The sequence below is a fragment of the Nocardia yunnanensis genome (assembly GCF_003626895.1).
Classification (GTDB): Bacteria; Actinomycetota; Actinomycetes; order Mycobacteriales; family Mycobacteriaceae; genus Nocardia; species Nocardia yunnanensis.
In genome coordinates, this window is sequence record NZ_CP032568.1 from 5,419,357 (window position 1) to 5,436,847 (window position 17,491).

The 17,491-nt window shown below is 67.9% G+C and carries 15 protein-coding genes; 13 read left to right on the forward strand and 2 right to left on the reverse strand.

Annotated features, from left to right (window positions below; genetic code table 11):
• The first annotated feature begins 17 nt into the window (after window positions 1-17).
• The gene (locus tag D7D52_RS25470; RefSeq protein WP_246023291.1) at window positions 18-557 is read left to right on the forward strand and encodes a DUF4254 domain-containing protein; all 540 of its coding nucleotides are present in this window, start codon (window positions 18-20) and stop codon (window positions 555-557) included.
• A 94-nt stretch (window positions 558-651) separates the two neighbouring features.
• Here D7D52_RS25470 and D7D52_RS25475 read toward each other — a convergent pair whose 3' ends face one another.
• Both D7D52_RS25475 and D7D52_RS25480 read right to left on the reverse strand, forming a co-directional pair.
• Complete coding sequence (locus tag D7D52_RS25475) at window positions 652-2,466, reverse strand: serine/threonine-protein kinase (RefSeq protein WP_120740289.1); 1,815 nt, start codon at window positions 2,464-2,466, stop codon at window positions 652-654.
• A gap of 237 nt (window positions 2,467-2,703) precedes the next feature.
• A complete protein-coding gene (locus tag D7D52_RS25480) occupies window positions 2,704-4,242 on the reverse strand; it encodes a MinD/ParA family ATP-binding protein (RefSeq protein ID WP_246023292.1) in 1,539 nt (512 codons plus the stop codon).
• A 2,790-nt stretch (window positions 4,243-7,032) separates the two neighbouring features.
• Between D7D52_RS25480 and infA the strand changes: the two genes are divergently transcribed.
• The 12 genes from infA (at window position 7,033) to D7D52_RS25555 (ending at window position 17,417) form a co-directional block, all read left to right on the forward strand.
• Window positions 7,033-7,254, forward strand: a complete 222-nt coding sequence (gene infA / locus D7D52_RS25500; protein ID WP_040804562.1) for a translation initiation factor IF-1 — start codon at window positions 7,033-7,035, stop codon at window positions 7,252-7,254.
• Window positions 7,255-7,414: 160 nt separating this feature from the next.
• Entirely contained in the window at window positions 7,415-7,528 is a 114-nt protein-coding gene (gene rpmJ, locus D7D52_RS25505; RefSeq protein ID WP_033085975.1) for a 50S ribosomal protein L36, read from the forward strand.
• A gap of 181 nt (window positions 7,529-7,709) precedes the next feature.
• Window positions 7,710-8,081, forward strand: a complete 372-nt coding sequence (gene rpsM / locus D7D52_RS25510) for a 30S ribosomal protein S13 (RefSeq protein ID WP_040804564.1) — start codon at window positions 7,710-7,712, stop codon at window positions 8,079-8,081.
• A gap of 9 nt (window positions 8,082-8,090) precedes the next feature.
• Window positions 8,091-8,504, forward strand: a complete 414-nt coding sequence (gene rpsK / locus D7D52_RS25515; RefSeq protein WP_019045110.1) for a 30S ribosomal protein S11 — start codon at window positions 8,091-8,093, stop codon at window positions 8,502-8,504.
• A gap of 21 nt (window positions 8,505-8,525) precedes the next feature.
• Window positions 8,526-9,131 (forward strand): 30S ribosomal protein S4, encoded by a 606-nt coding sequence (gene rpsD / locus D7D52_RS25520; protein ID WP_120740299.1) that lies wholly within the window; start codon window positions 8,526-8,528, stop codon window positions 9,129-9,131.
• Between the two features lie 187 nt (window positions 9,132-9,318).
• On the forward strand, window positions 9,319-10,377 hold the full coding sequence (locus tag D7D52_RS25525; protein ID WP_029923719.1) for a DNA-directed RNA polymerase subunit alpha: 1,059 nt from the start codon (window positions 9,319-9,321) through the stop codon (window positions 10,375-10,377).
• A 54-nt stretch (window positions 10,378-10,431) separates the two neighbouring features.
• Window positions 10,432-10,935, forward strand: a complete 504-nt coding sequence (gene rplQ / locus D7D52_RS25530; RefSeq protein WP_120740301.1) for a 50S ribosomal protein L17 — start codon at window positions 10,432-10,434, stop codon at window positions 10,933-10,935.
• A 455-nt stretch (window positions 10,936-11,390) separates the two neighbouring features.
• Entirely contained in the window at window positions 11,391-12,305 is a 915-nt protein-coding gene (gene truA / locus D7D52_RS25535) for a tRNA pseudouridine(38-40) synthase TruA (protein ID WP_120740303.1), read from the forward strand.
• 335 nt (window positions 12,306-12,640) lie between these two features.
• Entirely contained in the window at window positions 12,641-13,483 is an 843-nt protein-coding gene (locus D7D52_RS25540; RefSeq protein ID WP_162958530.1) for a hypothetical protein, read from the forward strand.
• A 415-nt stretch (window positions 13,484-13,898) separates the two neighbouring features.
• Window positions 13,899-14,822 carry a helix-turn-helix domain-containing protein gene (locus D7D52_RS25545; protein WP_162958531.1) on the forward strand — a complete coding sequence of 308 codons (924 nt, stop codon included), beginning with the start codon at window positions 13,899-13,901 and terminating at the stop codon, window positions 14,820-14,822.
• Between the two features lie 666 nt (window positions 14,823-15,488).
• Window positions 15,489-16,343, forward strand: coding sequence for a nitrilase-related carbon-nitrogen hydrolase (locus tag D7D52_RS25550; protein WP_162958532.1), 855 nt, complete (start codon window positions 15,489-15,491; stop codon window positions 16,341-16,343).
• A 201-nt stretch (window positions 16,344-16,544) separates the two neighbouring features.
• Window positions 16,545-17,417 (forward strand): AraC-like ligand-binding domain-containing protein, encoded by an 873-nt coding sequence (locus D7D52_RS25555; protein ID WP_162958533.1) that lies wholly within the window; start codon window positions 16,545-16,547, stop codon window positions 17,415-17,417.
• Window positions 17,418-17,491 lie beyond the last annotated feature (74 nt).

Below are 17,491 nucleotides of genomic sequence, written 5' to 3' on the forward strand. Positions count from 1 at the left end.
GAAGAACGCGAGGCAACGTGGCAGGTTCGGAGACATCAAACACGGTTGTTGTGGCATTGCCCGACGTGTCTCCTTCGTACGCGGATTTGGAGGCGCAGCCACTGGCTGCCGGCCTATTGCCGACCTCGGACCTACTCCTGCGCGCCTGCCGGGGGCACCGGGTCATCGGCGGTCCGCTGCTGTGGTTCGCGCACGACCTGGCCGTGCTACACGGGCGGCGGCTGGTCGGACGCGGCGGCATCGGGCCGGAGACCGATCCGACCTCGATCATCGAGACCAAGCGGCGCCGAATCGAATTGGTTATGGCCATTGACGATTGGATCGTGCGCTCGGTTCCCCAGCATCGGCTGGGCGCGACCTTGCACACCGAAACCGTCGGATCGGTCATCGACCGGCTCGCCGAAGCGTCGGTCCGTGCCCATCACGCGTTGATGACCCTTGACGCGAATGATGAAATGCTGCACGGTGCTTGGCATCATTTGGCTGAATTGTCCGACGCCTACGACGATCTCGTGCGCGATGTGCTCGCGGGTCGGCGTCGACTGCCCGCCTGGTAAATGCGAAACCCCAGCGGTCCGGGTCCGAGGGTGGCCCGGACCGCGTTCGGGCAAATGGTCATTTCGGCAGACATGGTCATTTCGGCGAACATGGTCATTTCGGCAAACGCGGAATCGCATCGAGCAGAAGTTTTTCCGCTTTGCCGCAAGCGTCCGGTGAATTCGACAGATCGGACACGGTGATCTTCAACTGTTCCGCATTGTCCTTTTCGGTGGGACGCACCAGATAGCTGAGATCGCAATCGTTGGCGGTGCGGGCGCCGGTGACGTACGCGGTGAACTCGCCCACCCGCAGGGTGTCGTAGGTCCAGTCGCCGCGGTCCGGCCGCGACTCGTCGGACAGATCCACGCGCACCGTGCCCTCGTGGCCGACCGTCGCGCACGAGTGCGGGGTGCGCTGATGGTCGCTCGGATCACCGGTGACGTCGTGAATCAGGCTGTCCTGCAACACCGCGCACGGGTCCAGGCGCAGGAGCGAGGACGGCGGCAGCTGACGCTGCGGCGGGGAATCGGTCAGCTGGCCGACCACCGCCAGCAACGCCTCTTCGGAGGCGGCGCAGGCGGATTCGGGTGCGGCCGCCGGATCGAGCTGCTCGGCGGACATGCGCAGCGGGACCGGACTGCCGGACTGGGCGACCACGACCGTGTCGCAGGCGCTGCCCGCGGTGCCCGCGCTCAGAATGGGCGCCTTCGCCGCCGTACGGCCCGTGGGGGTCAGCTGGTCGACGCCGATCGCGTGATCGGGAATGTCGAAGGTGTAGTGGACCTTCCGCTGCGTGGAATCGACCACCGTGGTGGCACAGCCGCCCTCCGGGGTGGCCGCCGGATCGCCCGTGCGGGTACCGAGCTTGCCGGCGACCGCCTTGTCGAGGACGGCGCACAGGTCCAGCAGACGCAGCTGCGCGGCCGACAGGTTCAGCGCCGAATCCTTGTGCGGCCGAGCGTGACCGTCCTCCGCGGAGCCGCTCAGCGCCGCAACGGTGCCACCGGCCACCAGCAAGCCCACCGCCGCGGCCGCCGCCCAGCCGACGGTACGACGGCGCCGGCCCGCCAGGCGCGCCAGCTGATCCCGGTAGCGGGTCTCCTGCTCGCCGCTGGAGGCCCACCATTCCGCATCCGCGCGATGCGCTTCGATGAACTCCAGAACCTGTTGCGGCCACACCGATTCCGTGGGAATGCGCTCGGCCTGCTCGAGCAGTTGGCGCGCCGAGGGGCGGTGGGCGGGGTCGCGGGCCAGGCACGACTCGACGAGTTTGCGGAGTGAATGCGGGATCGCCTGCAGATCGGGCGAAGCGGACGTAACGCCGGTGGCGGCCAAGGCCAGCAGCATGCCGACGGCATAGATGTCGGCGGCGGAGGTCACCGGCTGGCCCTCGGCCTGCTCGGGGGCTTGGAAGAGCGCGGGGGCGGGGTCGTCCTCGGCATTGCGCGGGCTGGCCACGCCGAAATCGATGATGCGCGGGCCCTCCGGCGCCAGCAGCACATTGCCGGGCTCCAGGTTGCGATGCACCAGCACCGCTCGGTGCACCTCGATCAGGGTGGCGGCCAGGCCGGTCGCCAGCAGCCGCAGCCCGGACAGCGGCAGCGGGCCGCAGCCCGCGATCACCGTCGCCAGATCGGGGGCGGGGACGTATTCGGTGGCCAGCCAGGGGGTTTCGGACTCCAGATCGCTGTCCACCACGGCGGCGGTGAACACGCCCGACAGTTGCCTGGCGGTCGCCAGTTCGCGTTGGAACCGGGCCCGGAACTCCAGATCGTCGGTGAGGGCGCGATGAATCTGCTTGACCGCCACCAGTTTCCCGGTCGGGGTGCGGCCCAGCAGCACCCGGCCCATACCGCCGCGTCCGATGACCGCGATCATGTGGTGCGGGCCGATCCAGCGGGGATCGTCGGGCAGCAGCGCCTTCATCGCTCACCCGCCATGTGCTCGGCGTGGGTTACCGGGGTCATCTCCGCCACGGACAACAGCCGGAACCACCAACGCATGCGTCAAACCTCATCACCGGAAAGCAGCGGGCCGCCGAACGATTCGAACCCGCGTCGCGCCGAAACGAGCGGCGCGACCGAGCCACAAATTAGCACCGGACGGGTGCGGTGTCATGTGCGGGTGAGGCGACCGGACCCGATGCCGCCGCACGGATTCGATTCAGCCGCGATAACGGCGGTGGTCGGCGGAGAAATCGTCCGCGACCGTCGCCGCCAATTCCACGTACGCGCGCTTGGTGGGCTTGCTCAGACGATGCAGATCGATCTCCGCGCCCTCACCGAGATGCGGGTCGTAGGGGATGATGTGGACCGCGCGGCAACGCGACAGGAAATAGTCGCGCAACTGGTTGATTCCCACATTCGGCGCACCCGGGCGCGGGAGGTTGATCACCACCACGGCATTGCGGACCAGATGGTCGTGGCCGTGCAGCGACAACCAGTCCAGGGTGGCGGCGGCGCTGCGGGCGCCGTCGATGGCCGAGGACGAGATCAGCACCAGGGAATGCGCCAGGTCCAGCACGCCCGCCATCGCCGAATGCATCAGGCCCGTACCGCAATCGGTGAGAATGATGTTGTAGAAGCGCTGGAGAATCCGGGCCACCGCGCGGTACTCCTCCTCGCTGAACGCCTCCGATGCCGCCGGATCGCGTTCACTGGCCAGCACTTCCAAACGGCTGCTGCCCTGCGAGGTATGGCGGCGCACATCCGAATACCGCTGAATGTGCTCGTCCAGCAACAAATCCCGCACGGTCGAACGGGTTTGCAAAGGCACGCGCTGCGACAGGGTGCCGAAGTCCGGATTCGCGTCCACCGCGATCACCCGGTCGCCGCGAATCGAGGAGAAAATCGAACCCAGGCCCATGGTCGTCGTCGTCTTGCCGACACCGCCCTTCAACGACAGCACCGCGATGCGGTAATCGCCGCGGACGGGCTGGCGAATGCGCGCCACCAACTCCTGCAAACGACGCTCCTCCGCCGACATGCCGGGATTGATGGAGCCGCCCGACATGTGGTGGACGGCTTTACGCCAGCCGGAGCCGGGAGACTTCTTGGCCTTCCGGTACGGGACATCGTCCAGCGACGGCGCGGGGCCGTTGAACTGGCTGCCGCCCCAAGGCTGCCCGGGCTGGCCGGGAGCGCCGTACTGGGTCGCCGGGGGCTGCCCGGGCGCGGTGCCGTACTGCCCGGGTGCGGTGCCGTACTGGCCTGGAGCAGGTGCGTACTGCTCGGCAGCAGGTGAGTTCTGCTCGGGAGCGGCATTTCCGTACTGGCCGACATCCATTCCGGGCGCGGGGTGCGAATCCTGCCCTGCCCCACCGGGATAGCTGGCCTGCTGCCCGGGACCAGGTGCGCCCCATTGCCCTTGGCTCAGCTCATTGGGCTGGTAGGCGGCGGGCTGCCCCGTCCAGGGGGATTGTCCAACCCCCGGGCCTGGCTGTCCCGGCTGGTTCGGCTGCATCGATTGGTTCGGCACGGGCCACTGGTCCTGGCCCGGCGCACCCATACCGACATCACCGGTCCCAGTGCCCGGCGCTTGGCCGTACTGGCCCGGATAGCCGATACCCTGCGGACCGGGTGCGCCCCAAGGCGAGTCGGCTCCGCCCGGATGGCCGGAAAGGTTCGGATCCCACTGCGGCGGCTGGTTCTGGGTAGCGCCACCCTGCGGCCCGGCGAGGCCGGCGGCAGCCGCCTCCGACATCGGGGAACTCGCCCACGGATTCGCATCCGAATCCGCAAAACCCTGCGCCGCTTCGTGCGCCCCGCCGTGATTCGCGGCGTCTCCCGGGAATCCGGTGCCGATCGGCGGCTGGTTCACCGGCGCGACAACCGCCCCGTTCGGCGCGAACGGGTTCTGCTGGTCGGCGACTTGCGGATTCGACCCGGATGCGAACGGATTCGCCTGTGGCGGAACGCTTCCGGCATGGCGGCCCGGGTTCGGTCCGCTAGCAGGCCACCCCGCGTCAGGCGCGCCGGGCTGTCCCGGAAGTGTCGAAGCAGGACCCTGCCCATCCGGCACGGGCGCCGGCGGAGGAGTCCAATAGCCGTCGCCGACCGGCGGCTGCGGTCCGGTGGAGGGAGTATGCGAGCCGATGGCAGGAGCCTGCGGTCCGTTGGCGGGAGCGTGCGGTCCGGCGGCAGAAGCCTGCGGTCCTGTGGTGGGAGCCTGCGGTCCGGGGTCGGAGCCGAGCATGCCGGGAACGCTGTGTGGGCCGGGGCCGGAGCCCAGTAGGCCGGGCGCGCCGTGCGGGCCGGTGGCGGGAGTCTGCATGTCAGAGCCAGAGCCAGAGCCAGAGCCAGGCCCGGGAGTGGGAACTTGCTGCATGGGTCCCGACAGGCTGGCGGCCTGGGGATTCGGCCCGGAGTTCCGCGCGCCGGGGAAGGGCGGTGTCGTGTTCGGGATGGGGGCGACCGGCGGTTGGAAGGGGGTGGGTGCCGAATTCGCTTGCGGCGCGGACGGAACCGGCGTGGCTGCCTGGTGCGTGTCTGCGGGCGGGACGTCCGCGGCGCGGTGGCGGCCGGGAGTCAACGGCTCGTCTGTAGTGGAGGACTGCTCACCATTGTCGGCCTCGGCGCTGCGTCGGCGCGAGCCGGTAGCGCTGGGCGCTTCACCAATCGGCTGCGGGGAGGAACCGCCATCGGCCGTGGGGGACTGCGGGGTCGAGTTGCCCAGTGCGCCGCCGAGGCTCGCGAGTTGCGCCTCCAACAAACCGTGCGCCGCCGCTGTCGTGTTGGGCACCGGGCCCGCTGCAGCCATGGGATCCAGTAGGGGATCCGACGCCGTGTTGGACACTGGCCCGGACGTGGTGGCTGTCGTGTGGGGCACCGGGTTCGACACTGAGGCTGTCGGATTCGGCACGTGATCGGACGTGGTGGCTGTCGTGTGGGGCACCGGGCTCGACGCTGCGGCTGTCGGATTCGGCACGTGACCGGGCGCGGGGGCTGTCGTATTCGGAACTGGCTCGGATGCGGCCGTGTCGAGAGTGTGTGGCGTTGGATTGGTGGGCGGGTTGATGATGCCCGTGCCGGCGGCGTCGAGCTCGCTCGGTGAAGGGGGCAGCAGGGGATGCGTGATCTTCGTGGTCGCGCCCAGCGGATCCGGGACGGTCGGGGCGGCGGGGGGTGCCGCGTTCGGTGAAGGCGGCAGGTGCGGGCGCGCTGCGGCCGAATCGCTTGGCGGCGAAACGGATTCGCTCGGGGAGGGTGGGAGTGGCGCACGCCGAGACGGGTCGGCGGGCGCGGTCGGGGCCGGGGGGATCGAGGGCGTGGCGCTTGCGAGGGACGCGCTTGGCTGCGCTGCGGGGGCGATGCCGCTCTGATCGCCTGGCGACGGCTGGGTCACCCCGGGCTGCGGGTACGCAGGTGACGACGGGTCGCCTTGTGTGGCCGGGTTTGCGGGGCCGGACTGGTTCGCGGGCCCGACCTGCGGGGTCGGCGGCACGGTGAACCGCGGGCCGGTCGTGGACTCCGGCTGCCTCGGAAACTGGCCTTGCTGTGGGGATTCCGGGAGCGTGGGTCGCCGGCCGCCGTCCGCAGGCGACGCGCCGAAGCCCGGGACCGGCGCGGAGGGGCCGGGAAGTTGTTGCCCACCTTGGCCATTGGACGGCACGGAGCCGGGGACCGCTTGGTCAGGGCGCGGCGGCAGCCCGTTCTGACCGCCGGTCTGGAAACCCGCGGACTCCCCGCCGCCTTGACGGAAGCCATGGTCGCTCTGGGCGTGGGGCTGGGGGCTATCGCCGCCCTGGCCGTTTGGGGCGAAGTGCTGGCCGTTGGGGCGGGCTGAGGGGAAGCCTTGGGGGTGGGGGCGTTGGACGGGTGGGGTTGGGGTGGGGCTTTGGGTGGGGAGGTCGAAGTGGGTGCCCGGGTTGCGTTGGGGCATGGGGGTGGCGGGTTCGCGCGTGGGGGACGGCTGTTGTGCGTTCCGAGGCGCGGAGTCGGCCTGGGGTGTGGGGCGTTCCTGGGCGGAGGGCTGCGGGGGTTGGGGGGTCGGTTGGGGTTGGGACTTCTTGCGGCGGTTTTCGCGGTTGCCGAAGATACGGCCCTTGGGTTTGGGGATTACCTCGTCTTGCGGGAGGTTCTGGACCGGGGTGGGTTCGTAGGCGGCGTCGCTGACTTCACCCTCGGAGAGCCAGGGCGGGAGCATGGGGAGTCCGTCGTTCTCGCGGCTCACATCTACCCCCGGGTGCTCGACCGATCTTGCTGGACAGGCCGTAGTTTAGCGATGCGCCCCGAGCCGGTGCACCTCCGCGCCCGATGTAGGCACACGTCGGCAGCTGGAGTCGGCGCACGTCACAGCGCCCGTATTTGGTCGGATCTGGGGAAACGGGTAAGCTTGGCTGCTGGTGACTTACATAGTGGCTGTGGCATGTCTTCGTGCCGCCTTCGATGAGTATGTCACCGGGTTGGCCAGCATGCACCACGAACTTCAGGGCCGACCTGCCGTAATGAGCTTGAACCAACCAGGTTCAGCCTAACCGGGATCGCGGAGGATATGGCGAAGAAGGAAGGGGCCATCGAGGTCGAGGGCCGGGTTATCGAGCCGTTGCCCAATGCGATGTTCCGGATCGAGCTGGAAAACGGGCACAAGGTTCTGGCCCACATCAGCGGCAAGATGCGGCAGCACTACATCCGCATCCTGCCCGAGGACCGCGTCGTCGTGGAGCTCTCGCCCTACGACTTGACTCGTGGCCGCATCGTCTACCGCTACAAGTGAGTTTCCCGCCGGGGAGGCTCAGGGGTTCCGCCCCCGAGACCCCCGGAAATGGAACCCCCACAGATTTCCGGGGCCTAGAGTCCCGGGTTTTCCCCGGTCAATCCGGCCGGGGAAGAACTGTGTTCACGGCCAGTGAACACCGACCCAGATTGGATCTGACGTGAAGGTTCAGCCGTCCGTCAAGCCGATCTGCGAGAAGTGCAAGGTGATCCGCCGCCACGGTCGGGTCATGGTGATCTGCGAGAACCTGCGCCACAAGCAGCGTCAGGGCTGATTACCGCCAAGCACCGAACGCGGTTCGGATTGGCAGTAATAGAAGAACTCCCAGCTCCAGTCGCCGTCGACGAGTCCCGTAGGGGACGGACGGCGGCCTACCCCCGGTACGGAGGCCGGGGCCCCACTTACGAGGGGACGGACAGGGAGCAGACCTCCGCAAAAGTAAGGAATCGCCACACATGGCACGTCTGATGGGCGTCGACCTCCCGCGCGAAAAGCGCATGGAGATCGCGCTGACCTACATCTTCGGCATCGGCCGTACCCGCGCCAAGGAGATCCTGGAGCAGACCGGCGTCAGCCCGGATCTGCGCTCGAAGGATCTCAGCGACGACGACCTGACCAAGCTCCGCGACTTCATCGAAGCGTCGGACATGAAGGTCGAGGGTGACCTGCGCCGCGAGGTGCAGGCCGACATTCGTCGCAAGATCGAGATCGGCTGCTACCAGGGCATCCGCCACCGCCGCGGCCTCCCCGTGCGCGGCCAGCGGACCAAGACCAACGCCCGCACGCGCAAGGGTCCGAAGAAGACCGTCGCCGGCAAGAAGAAGTAGGGATAGCGCATGCCTCCGAAGAGCCGGGCCGCTGGCCCGAAGAAGACTCAGAAGTCGCGTCGCCGGGATAAGAAGAACATCCCGCACGGCCACGCGCACATCAAGAGCACGTTCAACAACACGATCGTGTCCATCACCGACCCCGAGGGCAACGTCATCTCCTGGGCGTCCTCCGGCCACGTCGGTTTCAAGGGCTCGCGTAAGTCGACTCCGTTCGCCGCGCAGCTCGCCGCCGAGAACGCTGCCCGCAAGGCGCAGGAGAACGGCGTCAAGAAGGTCGACGTTTTCGTGAAGGGCCCGGGTTCGGGTCGCGAGACCGCCATCCGCTCCCTCCAGGCCGCGGGCCTCGAGGTCGGCTCGATCTCCGATGTCACTCCGCAGCCGCACAACGGCTGCCGTCCGCCCAAGCGGCGTCGCGTCTAGCGGGAAAGGAAGTAGAACGAAATGGCCCGTTATACCGGACCCCTCACCCGTAAGTCGCGTCGTCTTCGCGTCGACCTCATCGGAGGCGACCAGGCGTTCGAGCGTCGTCCGTACCCGCCCGGCCAGCACGGCCGCGCGCGGATCAAGGAGTCGGAGTACCTGCTCCAGCTGCAGGAGAAGCAGAAGGCTCGCTTCTCCTACGGCGTGATGGAGAAGCAGTTCCGTCGCTACTACGAAGAGGCGAACCGCCAGAAGGGCAAGACCGGCGACAACCTGCTGCGTCTGCTCGAGACCCGGCTCGACAACGTCGTGTACCGCGCCGGTCTGGCCCGGACCCGTCGTCAGGCTCGCCAGCTCGTGTCGCACGGCCACTTCGTGGTCAACGGCGTGAAGGTCGATGTGCCGTCCTTCCAGGTTTCTCAGTACGACATCATCGATGTCAAGGAGAAGTCGGCCGGCACCCTGCCGTTCCAGGTCGCTCGCGAGACCATCGGCGACCGGACCGCTCCGGGTTGGCTGCAGGTCGTTCCCGGCCGGCTGCGGATTCTGGTGCACCAGCTCCCCGAGCGTGCGCAGATCGATGTTCCGCTCCAGGAACAGCTGATCGTCGAGTACTACTCGAAGTAATAGGCGCGCAACGCGCCGCTGGTGGACAACCACGTGTGGGGGCTCCCGCCCCCACACCCCCGAAAAGGGTTGGGGCCCGGCCGAAATGGTTGGGGCCCGGCCCGAAGGGGTTGGGGTGCAAGCCCTGTGGTTGTTCGCAAGCTCCCAATCGTGAGCATCAAATGGTGGGTGCTCGAAGGAGGAAGAAATGCTGATTTCACAGCGACCGACGCTGACCGAAGAGGTCGTGTCCGAGAACCGGTCGCGGTTCACCATCGAACCGCTGGAGCCGGGCTTCGGTTACACCCTCGGCAACTCGCTGCGGCGCACGCTGCTGTCGTCGATTCCTGGTGCGGCTGTCACCAGCATTCGCATCGACGGCGTGCTGCACGAGTTCACCACCGTCCCGGGCGTGAAGGAAGATGTCACCGACATCATCCTGAACCTCAAGGGCCTGGTCGTGTCGTCCGAAGAGGACGAGCCGGTCACCATGTACGTGCGCAAGCAGGGCCCGGGCACCGTCACCGCCGGTGACATCGTCCCCCCGGCGGGCGTGACCGTGCACAACCCGGACATGCACATCGCCACCCTGAACGACAAGGGCAAGCTGGAGATCGAGCTCGTGGTCGAGCGCGGTCGCGGTTATGTCCCGGCCGTGCAGAACAAGGCGTCGGGTGCGGAAATCGGCCGGATTCCGGTTGACTCGATCTACTCGCCGGTTCTCAAGGTGACGTACAAGGTCGAGGCCACCCGTGTCGAGCAGCGCACCGACTTCGACCGGCTCATCCTGGATGTCGAGACCAAGAACTCGATCTCCGCGCGGGATGCGCTGGCGTCGGCGGGCAAGACCCTGGTCGAACTGTTCGGTCTCGCGCGCGAGCTGAACGTCGAGGCCGAGGGCATCGAGATCGGTCCCTCGCCGGCCGAAGCGGACCACATCGCTTCGTTCGGCCTGCCGATCGAGGACCTGGATCTCACCGTGCGGTCGTACAACTGCCTCAAGCGTGAGGGCGTGCACACCGTCGGCGAGCTGGTCGCTCGCACCGAGTCGGACCTGCTGGACATCCGCAACTTCGGTCAGAAGTCCATCGACGAGGTCAAGGTTAAGCTGCACTCGCTCGGCCTGTCCCTCAAGGATTCTCCGGCTTCCTTCGATCCGTCCTCCGTCGTCGGCTACGACGCGGCCAGCGGCACCTGGAGCGACAGCGGTTCGTTCAGCGACACCGACAGCGGCGAGCAGGACTACGCCGAGACCGAACAGCTTTAGGTCATTCGGGGTGTAGCGCCCCGAATCGGCCTTCAACACAGGAGATTCAAACAAATGCCCAAGCCCAAGAAGGGTGCCCGCTTCGGCGGGACGGCGTCGCACCAGAAGGCGATCTTCGCCAACCTGGCGACGGCGCTCTTCGAGCACGGTCGCATCACGACCACCGAGGCCAAGGCCAAGGCGCTGCGCCCCTACGCCGAGAAGCTCGTGACCAAGGCGAAGGGCGGCACGCTGGCCGACCGTCGCGAGGTCATGAAGGTGATCCGCTCCAAGGACGTCGTGCACGCCCTGTTCGCGGAGATCGGTCCCTCGTTCGAGGGTCGTGAGGGTGGCTACACCCGCATCATCAAGACCATCCCGCGCAAGGGTGACAACGCGCCGATGGCGATCATCGAGCTGGTTCGCGAGAAGACCGTGACCAACGAGGCCGATCGTGCTCGCCGCGTTGCCGCTTCGCAGAAGGCCGAGGCGCCGGCTGCCGAAGAGGCCAAGGTCGAGGATGCCGCCGAGGAGACCGTGGCGGATGCCCCGGCCGCCGAGGCCAAGGACGCGGAGTAATACTCCAGTCCTGCGGACTAGATGAAGGGGTTTCAGGGGCTTCCCCTGGAACCCCTTTATGTCTGAGGTGGGTCAAGGGGCTTCCCCTGGAACCCCTTTATGTCTGAGGTGGGTCAGGGGCTTCCCCTGGAACCCCTTTATGTCTGAGGTGGGTCAGGGGCTTCCCCTGGAACCCCTTCACGTCTGAGGTGGGTCAGGGGCTTCCCCTGGAACCCCTTCACGTCTGAGGCGGGTCAGGGACTTTTCCTGGAACCCCTTCATGTGTGAGGCGGGTCAGGGACTTCCCTTCATATCCGAGGGGGGACAGGGGCTACCCCCGAACCCCCATATATCTGAGGCGGGGTCAGAGCCTTGAAACCCCTTCGCGTTTGAGGTGGGGCAGGGGCTTTCCTCTGGGACCGCTTCGCGTTTGGGGTGGTCTGGGGCTTCACCGAAGCCTCGGAGGTGGAGATTCCATGAGTGAGCCCGCCGTCCCCTCCGGGTCGGCGGGCTTTCTCCATGTTAACCAGGAGATCGCTGTGACCGTAGAGGTTCCGACGTCCGAACCGGTTGCGATTCGGGTACGGCTGGACATCAGCTATGACGGCACGGATTTCACGGGGTGGGCGCGGCAGCCTGGGCTGCGCACCGTGCAGGGGGTGCTGGAGGACGCGCTGAGCAAGGTGCAGCGGGAATCCATTCAGTTGACGGTGGCGGGGCGGACCGACGCGGGGGTGCATGCGGAAGGGCAAGTCGCGCACTTCGATACGCATACCGCGGTGGACGGGCCCAAGCTGGTGCATCGGCTGGCGCGGTTTCTGCCGAAGGATGTGCGCGTCAAAGACGTGTCGCTCGTGCCGCCGGAGTTCGACGCCCGCTTCTCGGCGATTCGCCGTCACTACGCCTATCGGTTGACCACCGCCCCCTATGGCGCGGAACCGCTGCAGGCGCGCGGGGTGGTCCCGGTCCGGCCCGGCCTCGACGTGGACGCCATGCGCGAAGCCTCCCGAAACCTGTTGGGCCTGCACGATTTCGCCGCCTTCTGCCGCCGCCGCGAGGGTGCGACCACCATTCGCGAACTCCAGCGCTTCGACTGGACGCGGGAGGGTGATCTGCTCACCGCCTACGTCAGCGCCGACGCCTTCTGCTGGTCGATGGTGCGCAGCCTGGTCGGCGGGGTGCTCGCCGTCGGCGAAGGCCGCCGCACCCCGGCCTGGATCGCCGGCCTCCTCGACGAGCGTGAGCGCTCCAGCGCCGTCACCGTCGCCCCGGCCCACGGTCTGTCGCTCATCGCCGTCGACTACCCGGCTGCCGCCGAGCTCGCCGCCCGCAACGCGCAAACCCGCGAGGTTCGTACCGTTCCCGATCCTGAGGGCTGCTGCGGCGACTGATCGGTGAATCGGAGGCGCGCAACGCCTTCGAGGTCGCCGGTGCCGTCGGCATGGGCCGACCGGTCGTATCGCTCCGGCGGGTGGGGTTCGCGCGCTTTTCTTCGAAGGCTGTCGCGGTGATGAGATCGTCTGCCGCCTTGCGGGTTTCGATTCAATTCGGGGACCGTGGGGGCGCGAAGTTTTGGAGACCGCCACGGCTGTTTTGCCGCGGTGCTGCGCTGGCCCGCTGGTCAAGGCATAGTTCTCGGGTCGCCTGGGATCCATGAGTTTCGTTCGGGGGTGCGAAGTTTCATTCCCGGTAGGGATGGGCCCGGTGGCGGGGGATAGTTCGAGGCATGAGCACATCGACGCGCGGTCGGGGCCGCGGCAAGCACAGGAACGGATATCGGGAGTGCCCATCCGGTGGGCGGGCGGTGCGGCGCGGGTCGGATTGTCCGGGCTGCGGTGGTGACGAGATCGATCCGCGGCGGGCGCTGGATGCCGCACTCGACGTAGCGGCCGGATTTCCGGACGATGTGGATCCCTTTCGGGTCGAATTCCTGATCGCCGAACTGCTCGCGCCGGGTCCCGCCGAGGATTTCGGGCTGAGGGAACTGTTCGGCGCCGCGGCGGTGCTGCGGTTCGAAACTCGGGCCACTGCGCCGGCATTGGGTCTGTTGCGCGGGATCACGCGTCTCACCACCGGCGAGTTGTCGCGGGCGGCGGGCGCGGCGGCCGATCGGCTGGAGGTCGGCGGGACGACGGTGCCGCGGTGGTATCGGCAGTTGCTCGCACCGGTCAGGCCACGCGAATTCACGCGTTCGGCCGCCGGGCATCAGGCCGTGCTGATGGCCAGCTTCGATCGCGGCGGTGACATTCACGCGTTCGCGGCGTGCGTGGACCTGCGCGCCGGTGTCGCGTCGGACATCACGCTGCTCGCGGGCGGCGAAGCGGGTGTGCGCCGGCAACTGGCCGGTGTCGGTCTGCCCGGTGTCACTCAGCGGCTGCCGCTGGCGGACTTTCGCGCCGAACTCGAGTCCGCGCTCGACCGCCGGGCACGCGCGGACCGCACCGACCATCACCTGCGCCCCTTCACCGCCGACGAACTCCAGCGCGACACCACGCCCTACGTTCTCGCCGCCGCGGTCTTACGCGCCCATCTGCGCGCAGTGGACTCGGCACCGGATCGCGGCGAGTAGCAGTCGCCCGGCTGTCAACCATCGGTGCGGCAGCGAGCGCGCCTGAAACCCGCTCATGCCTGGACCGCCTTGCTCGACTCGAGCACCCGCCGCGATCGCCTATCGCGATTGGCCGACACCACGACCCGCACGATCCGCTCGCAGCGCAGGCGGGAGCGGTTCTTGGTGACGTGCACCAGCGGGCGGATGAAGAGCGCGCACCTGCGGGCGGATGAAAGAGCGCGCACCGGCGGGCGGATGAAAGGGATTGCCCGCTATGGAGATTCGTGGCGCGGGTTGCGGGGAATCGGGCTTTCCGGGCGCGTTGGCGAAAGTTGGATGAGGTTAAGGGAATTGGGGGGTTGGGGTGCGGCCGGGGTGCGAGAATCGGGCGATGAGGGGCGGTGTTGAGCCTGCGGTGATGGAGGTTCGGTCCATGCCGGAGGTTTCGCAGCAGGAGACATTCGAGGAGTGGGAAGCCGTCGTCGCGGCGGCCTACGTTCCGCTGGTGGTCACTCCGGTGCGTGCGGGGGAATTCCGGGCGCGGATCGTGCAGTCGCGCTTCGACGGCATCGATGTGTCGATGGTGACGGCGAGCGGTCAGCATCTGAGCCGGATTCCGCGCTTGATCCACGAGCCCCGGGAACCGGTCCTGTTCGCCAGCGTGACCACGCACGGGCACGGCTGGCTGGAACAGGATGGGCGCGTGGGGGAGTTGGCGGACGGCGGCCTCACCCTGCACGTGAGTTCGCGTCCCTTCACCGCGCATTTCGAGCAGTCTTGGGGCGTGGTGGCGGTGCAGGTGCCACTGGCGGAGGTGGTCGTCGCGTCGGGTGTGCCCGCGGACCGGATGCCCACGGCGGTGCGGTTCCCGCCCGAAGGCGCGGCCGGCATTGTCGGACGCTACTTCCGCGGGCTGGCGCAATTGCAGTACAGCGCCCCGGATCAGGCGGCGGAGCTGGCCAAACACGGTACGGGACTGCTGGCCTCGGTGGTGCAGCTGGCGGCGGGGGACCTGCCGCGGCAGGAGCCGGGCCGGGCCCTGGCCAAGCAACAGGCGCTGGGGTTCATCCAAAGTCATTACACCGACCCGGACCTCACCATCGAGCAGGTGGCCGACGCCTGCGCGGTGTCGCGCCGGACCCTGTACCGAATGTTCGAGCACGGGGAGGACGGGGTGGCGGCCATGCTGCGGCGGCTGCGGGTGGAGCGGGCGCTCTCGCTGATCCGCACCGACCCGACCCGCCCGCTGCTGTCGGTGGCCCGGGTGTCGGGGTTCGTGTCCGAGCGCCAGTTCTATCGGGCCTTCAAACGCGAAACCGGCATGACCCCTGGCGAATTCCGCACCCATCACGCCTGATCAGACCATGAAACGGGGATGACGTGAATTGGCAGTGATCTGGCACTGGCGGACAGTCACAACGCCACCCCCGATCGACATACTGAACACGCGCCGCCCGGTCGCCGCTTCGAGCCGCCGACGACCGGGCAGCGGCCTCTCCCATCCCGGCCCCCAATTCCGGCCGCCTGGCTTATAGACCGATACCGCCAGACACCGCCAGATACCGCGACCGCCGCCGGCGCTGAAGCGGGCCGCGCTTTTCGTCGACGCCGCGCTGCCACGACCATCCAGACTGCCGCCAATTTCGCGCACGCCGCGGCATGACCTCCGGCCTGGGCGAGGCGCACACCGACACCGCTGCCAGGTGATGAATACGACTGTGGCGTAGGGGTCTTGAAGGACATCGCTGCTCTCCCCGGCGGGGTTGAGTTCGGGGTCGGCATGCGGGTTGTCGCAGGCGGGTTTGGACGATGGTCGGTGGCCGTTGTCGGGGGTTCGGTTTGTGACCAAACGGCCGTTTCCAGAGGGCATTTCGTGTGAAACCGGCACGCTGGGCGGTTGGTTGCGGGGGTGGGGGGACGCAGGCACGGGGGGTCCCTAGCTCGGCACGGTATGTCGCTGTTCGGGGCACGCGTTCGGCGAAGGGTGATTGCACAGATCATCCGACCCGTCGAAGGAGCCGAGGTGCCGACGAAGGTGCGAGTCGCAGCCGTCCAAGCCGAGCCGCGGTGGTTGGATCTGCGCGCCGGTGTGCAGCAGGCCATCGAGCTGATCGAGGACGCCGCGGCGGGTGGTGCGCAACTGGTGGCATTCCCGGAGAGCTTTCTGCCGGGCTACCCGTGGTGGCTGTGGCTGGACTCGGTGAGCTGGGGCCAAGGATTCTTCGCGCGCTACCGGACGAATTCGATGACGGTGGGCCGCACCGAGTTCCGGCGCATCGCCGACGCCGCGCGGCGGCATCGGATTCACGTGCTGCTCGGCTTCAGCGAACGCTGCGGCAGCGCGCTCTACCTGTCGCAGTGCCTGATCGATGATCGAGGGGTGCTGCTCGGAGTCCGTCGTAAGCCCGAGCTGACGCCGTTGGAGCACAAGATCTTCCGGTGTGGTGAGCCCGGCGAGTCGGAGGTCTTCCGCACCGGCATCGGCCGCATCGCGGTGCAGGGCGGCTCCGAGCAGTTGCACCTGCCGGCCCGGCGCGAACTCGAACGCACCGGGGCGCAGATCCACGTGGTGTCGTGGCCCGGCTTCATCGTAGCCCGGGACGTGGACTGGGGTGTGCGGGTGAACAACGCGGCCACGCTCTGGTACGCGGTGGTGGGACAGCTCAATGTGATCGCGGCCTGCGCGGTGATGGACGTGGCGGGCAGCGAGAGCCGGCAGGGCTGCGAGTCGGCCAAGCAGCTGGTGCGCGGACCGGGCGGGCACGCACGGATTTTCGCGCCGGGCGGCGAGGAGCTGGCGTCGCCGTTGGGCGGGCACGAACAGGGTTTGCTGTACGCGGATCTGGAGTTGGACCTGAGCTGCGAATCGGCCGCCTAGTGGTACAGCGGTGTACCCCGCCGGTGCATTGGCCCGTCCTCCGGCGATCTGACACACTCTCCCGAGTATTCGGTCGTACCTGGGCCGAACTGTGTCACCGAGGGACGGGGAGTGAACGCGTCAGCAGCGGTCAGTCGGATCGATGTGCGATCCGGGCCGGAACAGTCGTCGACGGAGGCCTTCGAGCGCTGGGAAGCGCAAGTGACGGCCGCGTATGTGCCGCTTGCCGTTTCACCAATACCGACCGGTCGCTTTCGGGGCTATATCGAGCACGCGCGCTACGACGAGCTGGATCTTTCCATCATCGGCTCGACCCCGCAGCTGATCCGGCGCACCGAATCGCTCATCGCCCGCGGCGCCGACGAGTACCTGCTCGCCAGCATTCCCACGCAGGGCGCCGCGCGGCTGCATCAGGACAGCCGCGTGACCGACGCGACCCCGGGCGCGATCGTGTTCTACGACAGCACCCGCCCCTATCGCTGGGACGCGCAACAGGAGTTCGAACAAGTCGTGGTGCAGGTTCCCTTGTCTCGATTGCATGAGCGCTACGGCGTGGACGGCCGCGAGATTCCGACCGCGACAAGCTTTTCCGCCGATACCGCGCCGGGCATCGTCGCGCAGTATTTCCGGGGCGTCGCGGGATTGCAGCGCACCGATCCGGGCGGGGCGGCGATTCTGGCCGAGCCCGGCATGGATCTGCTCGCCGCCGCCGTGACCGCCGCGGCCGGGCGCGTCCCCCGCGATCAGTCCGCGGACGCGTTGAACCGGCAGCGGGTCTTGGCCTTCATGCGCAGCCACTGCGCGGATCCGGATCTCGGAGTCGATCGAATCGCGGAGGGCTGCCGCATGTCTCGGCGTACGCTGTATCGGGTATTCGGGGAGTTCGAGGGCGGCCCCGGAACCGTGTTGCGGCGCATGCGCATCGAACGCGCTTGCGATCTGCTGCGAAATGCGCCGCAGTTGCCGCTTTCCGCGGTGGCCAAAGCCTCGGGATTCCTGACGGAGCGTAGTTTCTACCGAAGCTTCCGCCTGGAAATGGGGACGACTCCCGGGGCATTTCGCGCAATGGCATGATCAGTCGGTGATTCGGCACCCGTAGCCATTGTTTTGGTGGAAACTCTTGGCAAGCATCACCTGCCATGAGGGAT

Bases quoted from the DNA above. Each gene is read 5' to 3' on its own strand.
- D7D52_RS25525 (WP_029923719.1), top strand. From the start codon at position 9,319: ATGCTGATTTCACAGCGACCGACGCTGACCGAAGAGGTCGTGTCCGAG.
- rpsM (WP_040804564.1), top strand. From the start codon at position 7,710: ATGGCACGTCTGATGGGCGTCGACCTCCCGCGCGAAAAGCGCATGGAG.
- D7D52_RS25545 (WP_162958531.1), top strand. From the start codon at position 13,899: ATGCCGGAGGTTTCGCAGCAGGAGACATTCGAGGAGTGGGAAGCCGTC.
- D7D52_RS25480 (WP_246023292.1), bottom strand. From the start codon at position 4,242: ATGTCGGAGGCGGCTGCCGCCGGCCTCGCCGGGCCGCAGGGTGGCGCT.
- D7D52_RS25475 (WP_120740289.1), bottom strand. From the start codon at position 2,466: ATGAAGGCGCTGCTGCCCGACGATCCCCGCTGGATCGGCCCGCACCAC.
- rpsK (WP_019045110.1), top strand. From the start codon at position 8,091: ATGCCTCCGAAGAGCCGGGCCGCTGGCCCGAAGAAGACTCAGAAGTCG.
- D7D52_RS25540 (WP_162958530.1), top strand. From the start codon at position 12,641: ATGAGCACATCGACGCGCGGTCGGGGCCGCGGCAAGCACAGGAACGGA.
- rpsD (WP_120740299.1), top strand. From the start codon at position 8,526: ATGGCCCGTTATACCGGACCCCTCACCCGTAAGTCGCGTCGTCTTCGC.
- truA (WP_120740303.1), top strand. From the start codon at position 11,391: ATGAGTGAGCCCGCCGTCCCCTCCGGGTCGGCGGGCTTTCTCCATGTT.
- infA (WP_040804562.1), top strand. From the start codon at position 7,033: ATGGCGAAGAAGGAAGGGGCCATCGAGGTCGAGGGCCGGGTTATCGAG.
- rplQ (WP_120740301.1), top strand. From the start codon at position 10,432: ATGCCCAAGCCCAAGAAGGGTGCCCGCTTCGGCGGGACGGCGTCGCAC.